We start from the raw sequence: 12150 nt of genomic DNA, 5'->3' as shown, positions 1-12150 counted from the left end.
TAAGCAATTCCTATGCCATCGTTAGGCTTGGTAGGTGATCTTGCCCCCGCAGATGGTGGTCACCGGACGCACGGTGTGCAGCGCTTCCGGCGCGGTCGCCTCGATATCAGCCGACAAAACGACGATATCGGCAAGATATCCGGTTTTGAGGCGACCCTTGCGATCTTCCATGAACTCCGCATAGGCGCCCTCGACGGTGTAGCCCTCGATTGCTTCCTGCAGCGAGAAGCTCTGGTCCGGCATGCCTTCTGCCCAAGGCTTGCGCATCACTGCCGCCTGGATGGACAGGATCGGATCGACCGGCGAGACCGGCCAGTCGGACGCGAACACGACGCGCGCCCCGGCATTTTTCAGCGTGCGCCAGGCATAGCTCAGCGCCCACTTGTCGCGGCCGATGCGCGAGATCGTCGGCTCCATCGGAAAGTTCAGCGCGCCCGGCGGATGCGCCGGCTGCATCGACGCCAGAACGCCGAGTTCGGCGAAGCGCCGCACGTCGGAGGCCGTGATCACCTCGATATGCTCGATGCGATGCCGGCTGTCGCGCCTGCCGTTCTTCTTGAGCGCCGCCTGGTAGCCGTCGAGCACCGCCCGTACCGCGCCGTCGCCGATCGAATGCACGGCGATCTGCAGGCCGCGCCTGTCGGTCTCGACCGCCACTTCGGCGAAATGCTCCGGCGAAAACAGTGGTTCGCCGCGCCATCCGGGACGGTCGGCATAGTCGTCGACCATCACCGCCGTCCAGGAATCCAGCACGCCGTCATAGAAGACCTTGACCATACCGGACGACAGCAATTCCGAATTGTAGCTCGCGGCCATCCGCGAGGCTTTTTCCAGCATGTCCAGCTTCATGAAATTCTTGAAGTGGAACGGGATCTTGGTGCGGCAAAGCAGCCGTCCCTCTTTTTCCAGCCCGGCCAGCAGCTCGAGCTGGTAGAGATTGCCGTCCATGTTCTGGATCGAGGTGATGCCATGCTTGGCGCACCATTCAAGGCCGCGATGCATCAGGTCGCGATCGGCCGCCAGTTCCTTCGCCGAAGGATAAGGATCCGGCTCGGCGCCCTCGAGGCCAAGCCGCGTCCGGCTTGCCCCGTAATGGTCGAGGAGCGGCCCGAAGGCCTCGCCTTCGCGCAGCTCGCCCGCGGCAAGTCCGTCGGCGCCCATGACGATCTCGTTGCCCTGTCCGACCTGCCTGCCATGCAGCAGCCCGGCCTCTTCCAGCGCCTTGGTGTTCGCCCACATCGTGTGGTGGTCCGAAGCCGACATGGCGAAGGGACGGTCGGGAATGATGCGGTCGAGATCGTGGCGCGTCACCGGCTCCGGCAGGATCGCGTAATCGACGCCGGCCCCGATCAGGAGCCTGGCGTCGGGGCGCCTGGCGGCGAAATCCTGGATCGCATCGCGCAGCGCGTCGAAGCCGTGCACGCCCGCCAGATGCAGGTTATCGAGCTCGGCCGCGCCGCCGAAGAGATGCATATGCGCTTCGATGAAGCCTGGCAGGACGGAGCTGCCCTGGGCGTCGACAACCTTTGTCGCCGATCCCTTGAGCTCTTCGATGGAAGCGCGGTCGCCGATGGCAATGATGACGCCGTCCTTGACGGCAACAGCCTCGGCGGCGGGATTGTCATCGTCCATGGTCAGCACTCGGCCGTTGACGACCACCAGATCCGCACCACCATCCGCAACCGACATCGCGACTCCACATTTTGCTGAGGGATCGACAACGCCACGTCCGACGAGCCGCCGCTCCACCGGGCGACGCCGTGAACAAAAGCCGATGCCGATGCGCCGTCTTCGAAATTCCCCTTGTTATCGTGGAAGACAGCGTGGATAAAGAATGCGACTGTTTATTCGCGTTTGTCAACAGCCGGAATCTGGAATGTATAGTGGACTGCACCGCGCGCCGATGGTGAGGCCGGGCGGGGAACGGGGGCAACGAGCAGTGAAGCGCAGTCTCGACCGCAAGACCAAGATAGCGCTCGAACCGCGCAAGCAGCCGCGGCAGCAACGGTCAAGCAAGGTGGTCGACAGGATTCTCGACGCGGCGCTGATCCTGACGCGCGAGCAAGGAACCAGAACGCCGACGACGCTCGCCATCGCGCAGCGCGCGGGCTTGTCGGTCGGTTCGGTTTATCAGTACTTTCCCAACAAGGAGGCCATTCTTCTGGACCTGGCCCGGCGCTGGCTGTCGTCTTTTCCCAAGGTCATCCAGAAGCGCATCGACGTCCCCCGGCCAACCGACCGCGACGAATTTCGGCGCGAAGTGCGCAAGCTCTTCATCGACACGTCCAGGCTCTATCTCGACAACGCCACGTTGATGCCGGTGATCGAGGCCATATCCGGCAATGCCGACCTGAGGCCGATCCAGGACGAATATGACAAGGAGATCATCGCCCTCTACGCCGCCTGGCTGCAGCATGTGAATCCGGCTCTCGAAGACAAGATCGCCAGCCGGCTCGGCGTGCTGATGATGGAAGTCGGCCATGTCTGCCGGCTTGTCGGGCTGAAGAAGGACCGCAGGACATTCGACCTCATCGAGGACGATGTGGAAGCCATGTGGCTCGCTCTGGTGACCCCCCATCTCAATCTCGACTGAATTTCGCACCTCCAACTGATTTCGCACTTCCAGGGGAATTTCTATGAAAACTGTCTATTCGCCGCTTCATGCCGGCCATTCAGGCCAGATGGAACTGGTCACATCGGCGATCGTGCCGGGTTTCGAGAAGCCGTCGCGGGCCGAATTCATCAGGGCGCGGGTGGAGAGCGAGAAGCTCGGGCCGATCATCGGACCGACCGAACACGACCTCGCCGCCGCCAAACGCGTGCATGAAGCCCATTATATCGACTTCCTGCCGACGGTGTGGCCGGAATGGGTTGCCGCCGGCTTCAAGGGCTCGGCCATGGGCTTCACCTGGCCGACGCGCGGCCTGCGCGGCGACGTGCCGCCGAAGCGCGTCGATGCCTTGCTCGGCTATTATTCCTTCGACGCCGGCGCCACCTTCGTCGAAGGCACCTGGGCGGCGATCAAGTCCTCCTATGACGTCGCGCTGACCGCCGCCGCACTGGTCAAGGGCGGCGAGCGCACCGCCTTCGCGCTCTGCCGCCCGCCCGGCCATCACGCCGGCGCTGCCTTCATGGGCGGCTACTGCTTCATCAACAACGCCGCCGTCGTCGCGCAGTGGTATCGCGATCAGGGCGCCAAACGCGTCTCGATCCTCGATGTCGACTACCATCACGGCAACGGCACGCAGGAGATCTTCTACCGCCGCGGCGACATCCAGGTCCTCAACCTGCATGGCGACCCGATGGTCGAGTATCCCTTCTTCCTCGGTCATGCCGACGAGCGCGGCGAAGGCGAAGGCGAAGGTTTCAACGTCAATTACCCGATGCCCTTCGGCACCAACTGGGACGGCTGGAGCGCGTCGCTGGAGGACGCCTGCGCCAGGCTCGCGGCCTACGCCCCCGATGTCGTCATCGTCTCGCTCGGCGTCGACACTTTCGAGAAGGATCCGATCAGCCAGTTCAAGCTGAAGAGCGAGGACTATCCCAAGATCGGCCGCCGCATCGCCAGGCTCGGCCTGTCCACTCTGTTCGTCATGGAGGGCGGCTACGCCGTCGAAGAGATCGGCATCAACACCGTCGGCGTGCTGACCGGCTTCGAGGATCGCTAATGCGTGTCGCGCAAAAGTGTGCAGCGGTTTTGCGATAACGACATGCATGAAAACAAAGCCTTAAAGCGCGTCGCCTGAATCCGTTCCACAGTACACGACTCATTGGGTTTTGATGGTCTTAGGGAAAGTGCTGAGCCATGCGGTTAGAGCGTTTTGGGGTGAGAAGTTGATCCATGCCCTGAGGGCGTCTAGTCCGATGCGGAACCATGACTTTTCGCGTCGGCCGTGGGCCTTTCGCTTGATGGCCTTCATACCCATGGTTTGGGTTGCACATCGATAGGCCCATGTGATTGCGATGGCGAGAATGGCTGTCAGGGTATCGATCTTGTCTGGCGCGGTCATTCTGGTGTCTTCGATGTTGAAGCCGCGGGTCTTGGCATCGCCGAACAGGCATTCGACGGCCCAACGGCTCTTGTAGGCTATGATGGCGGCCTTGGCGTCCTGGCTGTTGGTCATGACGATGAGCCATTCGCCCTGCTGGCCTTTTCTGCCGTCGATCCATTTGGCAGCGAAGGATAAACGGACGGATGCAGCCGGCAGGCCGGCCTCAAGCGTCGTGACGCTGCGGCTCTTGCGGCGCTTTCTCAGCAGGGTCTGGAGTGTCCAGAGCTTTCCATCGGCCAGGGCGACGCACTGGCCGACCTTGACGCGAATGGCAAACGGGACCTTGTTTTGCATCAGGAATTTGACCCAATCGGCGCCGATGAACTCGCGGTCGGCGAGCAGCAGTTCGATCGAAGCCGCGCCGAACAGGTCGAGATAGCGCCGCATCAACTCGATGCGCTGGTGCGTGTTGCTGTTGCCCTGGTGGTCGAGCACCGTCCACAGCAGCGGTACGCGAAAGCGTCGCGTCACGATGGCCAGCATGAGAATGTTGATGTCCTTGCAGCCGACCTTCCAGCTGGTGCGGTCGAGCGCCAGGCATTTGGGCCGCGACAGGTTCAGCATGCGCACGACGAGCTGCGCGACGAGTGCCTGATCCAGCCGGATCGACTGGAAGAAGCGCTGCAGGCGGCGATAGTTCGACCCGTGTTGCGCGGCCCCCGGAAACTGGCTCGCCACATGGCTCAGATTGACCGTGCGGCCTTGAACCATGCCGATGATCAGAACCGCGAGTGTTTCCAGGCGCGAATTGCGCAGTGCAAAATGACGGCTTAGGGTCTCGATGAGGGCGGTGTGAATCGTGGTCGGCATCGGCGGATCCTTTTGGCGAAGAATCCTCCAATCAAATCACTTCAAGCCGTCCTCACCCTTGCGTCGTGTACTGTGGAATCCGTTCACAGTACACGACTCATTGGGTTTTGATGGTCTTAGGGAAAGCGCTGAGCCATGCGGTTAGAGCGTTTTGGGGTGAGAAGTTGATCCATGCCCTGAGGGCGTCTAGTCCGATGCGGAACCATGACTTTTCGCGTCGGCCGTGGGCCTTTCGCTTGATGGCCTTCATACCCATGGTTTGGGTTGCACATCGATAGGCCCATGTGATTGCGATGGCGAGAATGGCTGTCAGGGTATCGATCTTGTCTGGCGCGGTCATTCTGGTGTCTTCGATGTTGAAGCCGCGGGTCTTGGCATCGCCGAACAGGCATTCGACGGCCCAACGGCTCTTGTAGGCTATGATGGCGGCCTTGGCGTCCTGGCTGTTGGTCATGACGATGAGCCATTCGCCCTGCTGGCCTTTTCTGCCGTCGATCCATTTGGCAGCGAAGGATAAACGGACGGATGCAGCCGGCAGGCCGGCCTCAAGCGTCGTGACGCTGCGGCTCTTGCGGCGCTTTCTCAGCAGGGTCTGGAGTGTCCAGAGCTTTCCATCGGCCAGGGCGACGCACTGGCCGACCTTGACGCGAATGGCAAACGGGACCTTGTTTTGCATCAGGAATTTGACCCAATCGGCGCCGATGAACTCGCGGTCGGCGAGCAGCAGTTCGATCGAAGCCGCGCCGAACAGGTCGAGATAGCGCCGCATCAACTCGATGCGCTGGTGCGTATTGCTGTTGCCCTGGTGGTCGAGCACCGTCCACAGCAGCGGTACGCGAAAGCGTCGCGTCACGATGGCCAGCATGAGAATGTTGATGTCCTTGCAGCCGACCTTCCAGCTGGTGCGATCGAGCGCCAGGCATTTGGGCCGCGACAGGTTCAGCATGCGCACGACGAGCTGCGCGACGAGTGCCTGATCCAGCCGGATCGACTGGAAGAAGCGCTGCAGGCGGCGATAGTTCGACCCGTGTTGCGCGGCCCCCGGAAACTGGCTCGCCACATGGCTCAGATTGACCGTGCGGCCTTGAACCATGCCGATGATCAGAACCGCGAGTGTTTCCAGGCGCGAATTGCGCAGTGCAAAATGACGGCTTAGGGTCTCGATGAGGGCGGTGTGAATCGTGATCGGCATCGGCGGATCCTTTTGGCGAAGAATCCTCCAATCAAATCACTTCAAGCCGTCCTCACCCTTGCGTCGTGTACTGTGGAATCCGTTTCAGCGCGACGCGCTTTAAGCCAATCCCCGTCAAGGAGATACGCCCTTGGATGCAACCGGGGGCGTATTTTTGCGACCCCGCCGCGAAATCATCGGCTCAATTCGACTGTGAAATCACCGCCAAGTAACGCGAAGACCGGCTGCTGAGTCGCAAAGCGAGTCCACCGGATTCGATTTTGTCAAATCGCGTTTGATGTCGGATTCATCTGCGGGTAGATTAGACCCGAATCAGCCGGTCCATGGGGGGCGCGGCGACCACCCAAAGTCTCAAGTTCCGGCGCCAGGCTGGTACCAGACGCGGACGGTTTCGCGTTCCCTAGAGGGATTCGGCGCGGTTGGGCGCCGTTCGCGCCCGTGGGTGTGTCTTCGTAAACGTGACGCGTTTCGGGTCCGGCCGCTGGTTTTGCCAGCACCGGGCACAAGGATCGATTCCGGCAAGAATCCAAGAATTAAAATGAGCAGTTCCGCCGCGCTTCTCCAACCCGACGCTTCAGGCTCGCGCCTGACATCGCGCGGCGATCTCACCAGTTTCTTCATGCAGCTTGCCGCCGATATCAGCGCCGACAGCTACATGCTGGTCGCCATCGTGCACGACCAGGACCGCAACGATGCGCGCATCGTCTCCTCGAACTGGATCTTCGACGGCATAGAGCTGATCGGCAAAAGGCTGATTGCCAACCTGGCGCTGGGCCCCTTGACCGTGGCGCCGGGCGTACGCCCGAAGCCGCTGGTGGCGGCGCACGCGCCCGACGCCGGCGCATTGCTGACCGGCGAGGAAGCCCGCCTGCTCGACGTGCTCGGCCACGCCGAAATCTATTCGTTGCGGCTCAATGTCGGCCGGCAGCGCCTGTTCGTGCTGTTCTCAGCCGCCGAGGCGGGCAAGATCGACCTGGCCGCCCTGATGAAGGCGCAGATCAAATGCTGCTATGCGCTTTCCAGCATTCCGCAGCTGATCGCCGCGGCGTCCATGCAGGATCCGCTGTCGGACCGCGAGCGCGAATGCCTGTTCTGGGTTTCGGAAGGCAAGACCACCGACGAGGTGGCCGTCATCCTCGGTGTCTCGTCGAACACCGTCAACAGCTACATCACGCACGCCATCCAGAAGTTCGCGGCCAGCAACCGCGCGATGGCGATCGCGACCGCGATCAGGAGCGGCATCATTTGAAGCACGCACAGGTCAAAGAGGCCGCCGCGGCCCTTTTCAACGATCAATGCAATCCGTTCGGCGCCTTCTCGCTCGGCTCGGAGACCCATCACGCGGTCACCATTCCGGATGCCGTGCGTCGCTGCCGCTGGATCGCCGTCGATATCAACGCCTCGGCCTTCGGCCTCTATTTCGTCAGCCCGTCGCCCGAGCGCGCGCGTCTCGTGGCGTGTTTCGATTCCGACTATCCCGGCACCGCGGTCGCGACCAAATTCATCTCCGGCGCCAATGGCGAGGATATGGTGCGCCACAGCCGCATCTCGACGGCGCCGCGCTGGTGGGCCGACGACGGCGCCGCCGGATCGCGGCACGCCTTTCAGCCGCTCGCCTGGGCCGAGCCGACCGCGCCGCTGGCGCCCGGCACCAACGGCATCGCCTTTCCGGTGCATGCCGATCGCGGCCAATGCGGGCTGGTCGTCTTCCTGGGCTCGGAGATCGCGCTGTCCGACGACATGCTGTGCGAGATCCATGCCCGCTCCTTCGCGCTTTTCGCGGCGGTCGCCCGCATCCGCCCCGGCGACACCGGCAGGACGCGCTCGATCTCCAAGCGCGAACTCGAATGCCTCAAGCTGACCGCCAACGGCAACACCAGCGAGGAGATCGCCAAGCTCCTCAAGCTCTCGGTGCATACCGCCAACCAGTACCTCACCCAGTCGACGCAGAAGCTCAACGCGGTCAACCGCAACCAGGCGGTCGCCAAGGCGTTGCGGCTCGGCCTGATCGAATAGCTACACAGCCGCGGCGCTGTAAACGCGCTGCAGCGAGATTGGCACGGCTGCAATCAAATCGTCAGGGGAATGCGAGCGGCTCGGTCCTGCGGATGCGAGCCTCTTCGATCGCGTCCTCGAGCAAGGCCGTGTTGTGCTCGGGCGTCTCGCCGGGCTTCTCGAACGACACGTAGTTGACCACCACGGACGCCTCGTGCTCGGTCAGCGTCAGCTGGAAATAGACCGTCACGCCGCGCGGGCGCAGCTCGAGATCGAGCACGATGCGCGGGCTGCCGCTCCAGTCGACATGCGCCTCGCCCCCATGGCCGAGCCGCAGCTTGCCCGGCCGGAAGTAAAGCTCGGCCGCCGAGTCCACCAGGTCCGAGAGGCAGGCGAAATGCTCGAGCCGGATGAAGGCGATATAGTCGGCAACGTCGATGAGCCTCAATTCGCCCACCACGGGCTCGATGGCGCTGGCGACGATCAGCTCGCGGGAGTTGGCGTGTGGTTGCCGGTCCATGGATTAGCGGCGTCCGTTCATTGGGTTGCTTTGCGCGTGGCCTTCTTCGAGTAGACGATCCGCACCAACTCGGCGACGGCCTGGTAGAATTGCGACGGGATCACGCTATCAACCGAAACTTGCTTGTACATGGAGCGCGCGAGCGCCACGTCCTCGAAGATCGGGATGTTGTTCTCCCTGGCGATCTCGCGGATCTTGAGCGCCACCAGGTCCTGCCCCTTGGCCAGCACGATCGGCGCGGAATCTTCCTCCCGCACATATTTCAGCGCGATCGAATAGTGCGTCGGGTTGGCGATCACCAGCGTCGCGCGCGGCACGGCCGTCATCATGCGCTTGCGCGCCCGGTCGCGCGCCAGCGAGCGCAGCCGCGACTTGACGATCGGATCGCCTTCCGACTGCTTCATCTCGTCCTTTACTTCCTGTTTGGTCATGCGCAGGTCGCTCCGCCAGTGGAAACGCGACCAGACGATGTCGACCACCGCGATCAGCCCCATGACGAAGACGATCGCCACCAATATGTCGACGAAGATGCCGCGTATGACCAGACCGAACGAGACCGGATTGGTGATCATGCCGGCGAGCAGCTTGCGATGATCTTCCGAGAGCGTGAAGGTCAACACCGCGATAGCGAAGCCGAGCTTGGCCAGCGACTTCAGGAATTCGACCCACCCCTGCACGCCGAACATCCGGCTCCAGCCCTTGGCGATCGAGATGCGCGACAGCTGCGGCCTGATCCGCTCGCCGACGATTTGCGGCATGTTCTGGAACACCGAGGCGCCGATGCCGGCAACCGTCAGCAGCACCAGCAGGCTGACGACGGCGCCGCCGATCTCGACCATGACCTGCTTGTAGAGCGAAATGACGTCGGTCTCGGTGTCCATCGGCCAGGCTTCCGGCTTTTCCAGGAACGTCGACAGGAACATGCCGAGATCGACGATCGCGTCCTTGGCATAGAAGACGGCGAAAACCAGTATGGCGAGGAAGGACGCAAAGATCGCGGTCTCACGCGAATGGGGCAGCTTGCCCTGTTCGATCGTGTCGCGGATCTTCTTTTCTGTGGCTTCCTCTGTTTTGGAATCCTTGTCGACCGCTTCAGCCATGGCGCTCTGACCGGGTGATTATCGTCAAGCGGCTTCGGCGGCGGCGGTCTGCGTCGAGGGCAGCTCGAAGGCTCCTTCGCGCGACAGCCGGATGGCGGCGACCGATATGCTCTTGCGCGCCGCCATGATGTCGGCAAGCGCAATGCCTTCCGATCCCTGTCCGAGTTCGGATTCGATCATGCGGCGAGAGCGCGCGCCGATCGCCGAGAGCGCCGATTCGGCGAGTTCCGGCGCCGCGCCGCGCAGCGCCAGCGTGACGAGCTCGGTCGATAGCCCGTCGAACAGCAAAACCCGGGCTTTCTGCGGCAGCAGCGGCAGATCGTCGAAGGCGAACAGCCGCGACCTGACGCCGGCGAGATCGGGCGTGCCGAGATCCTCCAGATCCTGCATGAGGTCGTCCAGTTCCGGCTTCGCCATTTCGTTGAGCATGCTGGCGACGCGTTCCTGGCCGGCGGACGTGTCCCTGCTGGCCTTCTGCGACAGCACGCTCACGCGCAGCTGGTTCTCGACGATCCGCGATGCCGCGTCCGGGATGTTGGCCATTGTCACCATGCGCTTGATGATCTGGCTGCGCATCGGTTTTTCCATGGTGAGCAGCACGTTGGCGGCCGTCTGCGACGCGAGCTTCGAAAGCACCATGGCCGACGTCTGCGGATGCTCGCCGGCAAGGAAGCCGCCAAGCCGCGCCGGCTCGAGCTTCTCGAGGTCCGGCCATATCGGCGGCGGTCCTTCCGGAACCGGCTCGAACTTCTTTTCGCCCATGATGGCACTCATCTCCTCGGGCGACAGCGATTCGTTCAGGATCGTATCCATCCGGTCGGCTGAATCGAGCAGGCCGGCGCCCTCGGTGAACTCGGCTTCGAACTCGGCGACGATGCGCTCCAGGTCGGCCTGTGGAATGGTGCGTAAGAGACGCGCGCCCTCGATCAGCGCCTTCAACTCGTCCTGTTTGAAGAATTTGAGCAGGCGGCTGGCCGCGGGCTTGCCCATGGCCACCAATATGGCCGCCGCCTTTTGCGGACGTGTGAGCGCCAATGCCGTCGTCATGCGTGCTGTCCTCGCTGCCGATTGGTCCGCTCGCCGGCCATTCTCAGGCGCTCTTCGTCGCGGCGATGATTTCGGTGAGCCGGATGCCGAAACGCGTTGGATCGCTTTCCAGCACCGTGATCTCGCCGCGCGCTATTCTGCGGCCGTTGACCACCACGTCGACCGGCTCGCCGATGCGGCGATTGAGCGCGACGGTGGAACCCTTCTGCAGTGCCATCAACTCCGACACAGGCATCTCCGTGCTGCCGAGGATGATCTGCACGTCTACCGGAATGGTCATGATGATCGAGGAATTGGCGCCAGACCGAAGCGCAGCATCCGGACGGCCCTCCTCTTCACGGAGCACGCCGCGCAGTTCTTCGATAGCGCGATCAAGCTGCTCGTTAGGTTGGCCGGTTTCCGTTTCGGCCTCGGCTTCCACATTTGTCGCTGCCATGCTTCGTCTCCATGAATCCCGGGCCTGGCGTCAGCCCGGCATCAGTCCGTCGATGAAATCCTGCCCGGCATCATGCGGATGACTGATGCGGACGGTGTAATTCTGCCCCAGCTTGCCGAACTCGCAGACAAACAGTGTCTTGTCGCGGGCGCTGAGCCTGGCATTGAGCTGCGCGTTCTCCTCGAATTCGATCACCTGGCCGGGTTCGAACGCGGCGAGGTCGCCGAGCGTCAGCCGGGCAAGCGGCATCGTCGCTTCGAGCCGGACGGTCGAGCGCATCACCTCTTCGGAGAAGCGGGCCCGCCAGTCGAATTCCGTGGTCTCGCCGTCCTCGCCCGTGGCGACGTCGCCGCTGCGCGAGGAAAGCAGCAGGCGCTGCGGGATCATCACCGTGAGCGTGCCGCTGTCGGACGGCGTCGACAGGCCATAGACGATGCGCACGGCGGCGCCGTCGCGCAGCACCCGCCGCCTCGCATCGTTGCCGGATATTGCTTTCGGCACCGGCAGGCGCAGCTCGAGCGAACGTTTGCCGGATCCGTTGAGTGCCGTCGCGACCTCCTGGAACACACTGGTCGCGACGTCGGCCTCGATCTGCGACAGGTCGCGCTCGATCGGCGCCACCGGCTGGTCGGGATCGCCGCCGAACAGCGCGCTCACCATGACGGCGACCGCTTGCGCATCCATCACCAGCGTCATGGCGTCGGCCGAGGCCGGCGAGGCAACAACGGTCAGCGCAAAGGCATCGCCGGCGCGCGAACGCGCCTCGGGAACGCGGCCGACCTCCACCACTTGCAGATCGACGATCACTGGCGCGCCGAGCTCGCCCGCAAGCGCCTTCTGCAGCACCGGCAGCGCCCGCTCGGCCATGCCGCGGCCGACGCCGATCACCTGCGCCGCCTCGCCGCTGTCGCCGACGAGCCGCTCGATGATCAACTCCCGGGTTTGCGAAGGACTGCCCGGACTTGTCATGACGGCAGGCGGCCCTGTCTCGGATGCAG

12 protein-coding genes are annotated in these 12150 nt (G+C 63.2%); 4 read left to right on the top strand and 8 right to left on the bottom strand.

The window, feature by feature from the left end:
- Positions 1 to 21 precede the first annotated feature (21 nt).
- Positions 22 to 1689 carry an amidohydrolase gene (locus FJ430_RS10415; RefSeq protein WP_140708377.1) on the bottom strand — a complete coding sequence of 556 codons (1668 nt, stop codon included), beginning with the start codon at positions 1687 to 1689 and terminating at the stop codon, positions 22 to 24.
- Positions 1690 to 1939: 250 nt separating this feature from the next.
- Here FJ430_RS10415 and FJ430_RS10410 point away from each other — a divergent pair, with 250 nt between their 5' ends.
- Positions 1940 to 2593 (top strand): TetR/AcrR family transcriptional regulator, encoded by a 654-nt coding sequence (locus tag FJ430_RS10410; RefSeq protein WP_140708379.1) that lies wholly within the window; start codon positions 1940 to 1942, stop codon positions 2591 to 2593.
- Positions 2594 to 2636: 43 nt separating this feature from the next.
- Positions 2637 to 3668 carry a histone deacetylase family protein gene (locus FJ430_RS10405; protein ID WP_140708381.1) on the top strand — a complete coding sequence of 344 codons (1032 nt, stop codon included), beginning with the start codon at positions 2637 to 2639 and terminating at the stop codon, positions 3666 to 3668.
- A gap of 99 nt (positions 3669 to 3767) precedes the next feature.
- Here FJ430_RS10405 and FJ430_RS10400 read toward each other — a convergent pair whose 3' ends face one another.
- Together FJ430_RS10400 and FJ430_RS10395 are read right to left on the bottom strand one after the other, a co-directional pair.
- Entirely contained in the window at positions 3768 to 4862 is a 1095-nt protein-coding gene (locus tag FJ430_RS10400) for an IS4 family transposase (RefSeq protein WP_226892134.1), read from the bottom strand.
- Positions 4863 to 4959: 97 nt separating this feature from the next.
- Entirely contained in the window at positions 4960 to 6054 is a 1095-nt protein-coding gene (locus FJ430_RS10395) for an IS4 family transposase (protein ID WP_226892111.1), read from the bottom strand.
- Between the two features lie 538 nt (positions 6055 to 6592).
- Here FJ430_RS10395 and FJ430_RS10390 point away from each other — a divergent pair.
- Entirely contained in the window at positions 6593 to 7303 is a 711-nt protein-coding gene (locus FJ430_RS10390; protein ID WP_140707035.1) for a helix-turn-helix transcriptional regulator, read from the top strand.
- On the top strand, positions 7300 to 8070 hold the full coding sequence (locus FJ430_RS10385; protein ID WP_140707033.1) for a helix-turn-helix transcriptional regulator: 771 nt from the start codon (positions 7300 to 7302) through the stop codon (positions 8068 to 8070). The genes FJ430_RS10390 and FJ430_RS10385 overlap by 4 nt, the downstream gene beginning before the upstream one ends.
- A gap of 61 nt (positions 8071 to 8131) precedes the next feature.
- Here the strand turns inward: FJ430_RS10385 and FJ430_RS10380 are convergent, their stop codons facing one another.
- From FJ430_RS10380 to FJ430_RS10360, 5 genes are read right to left on the bottom strand one after another with little or no spacing between them, the layout of a single operon-like run.
- Positions 8132 to 8569, bottom strand: coding sequence for a hypothetical protein (locus tag FJ430_RS10380; RefSeq protein ID WP_140642095.1), 438 nt, complete (start codon positions 8567 to 8569; stop codon positions 8132 to 8134).
- Between the two features lie 17 nt (positions 8570 to 8586).
- Positions 8587 to 9669 (bottom strand): flagellar biosynthesis protein FlhB, encoded by a 1083-nt coding sequence (gene flhB, locus FJ430_RS10375; protein WP_140651624.1) that lies wholly within the window; start codon positions 9667 to 9669, stop codon positions 8587 to 8589.
- 24 nt (positions 9670 to 9693) lie between these two features.
- Positions 9694 to 10716: a flagellar motor switch protein FliG gene (locus FJ430_RS10370; RefSeq protein WP_140651622.1), complete on the bottom strand. Its 1023-nt coding sequence runs from the start codon at positions 10714 to 10716 to the stop codon at positions 9694 to 9696.
- Positions 10717 to 10759: 43 nt separating this feature from the next.
- Complete coding sequence (fliN, locus tag FJ430_RS10365; RefSeq protein ID WP_140642101.1) at positions 10760 to 11152, bottom strand: flagellar motor switch protein FliN; 393 nt, start codon at positions 11150 to 11152, stop codon at positions 10760 to 10762.
- Between the two features lie 30 nt (positions 11153 to 11182).
- Entirely contained in the window at positions 11183 to 12121 is a 939-nt protein-coding gene (locus FJ430_RS10360) for a FliM/FliN family flagellar motor switch protein (protein ID WP_140707031.1), read from the bottom strand.
- Positions 12122 to 12150: the final 29 nt, after the last annotated feature.

It is taken from the genome of Mesorhizobium sp. B2-8-5, assembly GCF_006440675.2.
Taxonomy (GTDB): Bacteria; Pseudomonadota; Alphaproteobacteria; order Rhizobiales; family Rhizobiaceae; genus Mesorhizobium.
This window is presented reverse-complemented; position numbering and strand designations above follow the sequence as displayed.

Coding starts and splice junctions, on each gene's coding strand:
- FJ430_RS10415 (WP_140708377.1), bottom strand. CDS start 1,689: ATGTCGGTTGCGGATGGTGGTGCGGATCTGGTGGTCGTCAACGGCCGA.
- FJ430_RS10370 (WP_140651622.1), bottom strand. CDS start 10,716: ATGACGACGGCATTGGCGCTCACACGTCCGCAAAAGGCGGCGGCCATA.
- FJ430_RS10405 (WP_140708381.1), top strand. CDS start 2,637: ATGAAAACTGTCTATTCGCCGCTTCATGCCGGCCATTCAGGCCAGATG.
- FJ430_RS10390 (WP_140707035.1), top strand. CDS start 6,593: ATGAGCAGTTCCGCCGCGCTTCTCCAACCCGACGCTTCAGGCTCGCGC.
- FJ430_RS10400 (WP_226892134.1), bottom strand. CDS start 4,862: ATGCCGACCACGATTCACACCGCCCTCATCGAGACCCTAAGCCGTCAT.
- flhB (WP_140651624.1), bottom strand. CDS start 9,669: ATGGCTGAAGCGGTCGACAAGGATTCCAAAACAGAGGAAGCCACAGAA.
- FJ430_RS10395 (WP_226892111.1), bottom strand. CDS start 6,054: ATGCCGATCACGATTCACACCGCCCTCATCGAGACCCTAAGCCGTCAT.
- fliN (WP_140642101.1), bottom strand. CDS start 11,152: ATGGCAGCGACAAATGTGGAAGCCGAGGCCGAAACGGAAACCGGCCAA.
- FJ430_RS10380 (WP_140642095.1), bottom strand. CDS start 8,569: ATGGACCGGCAACCACACGCCAACTCCCGCGAGCTGATCGTCGCCAGC.
- FJ430_RS10360 (WP_140707031.1), bottom strand. CDS start 12,121: ATGACAAGTCCGGGCAGTCCTTCGCAAACCCGGGAGTTGATCATCGAG.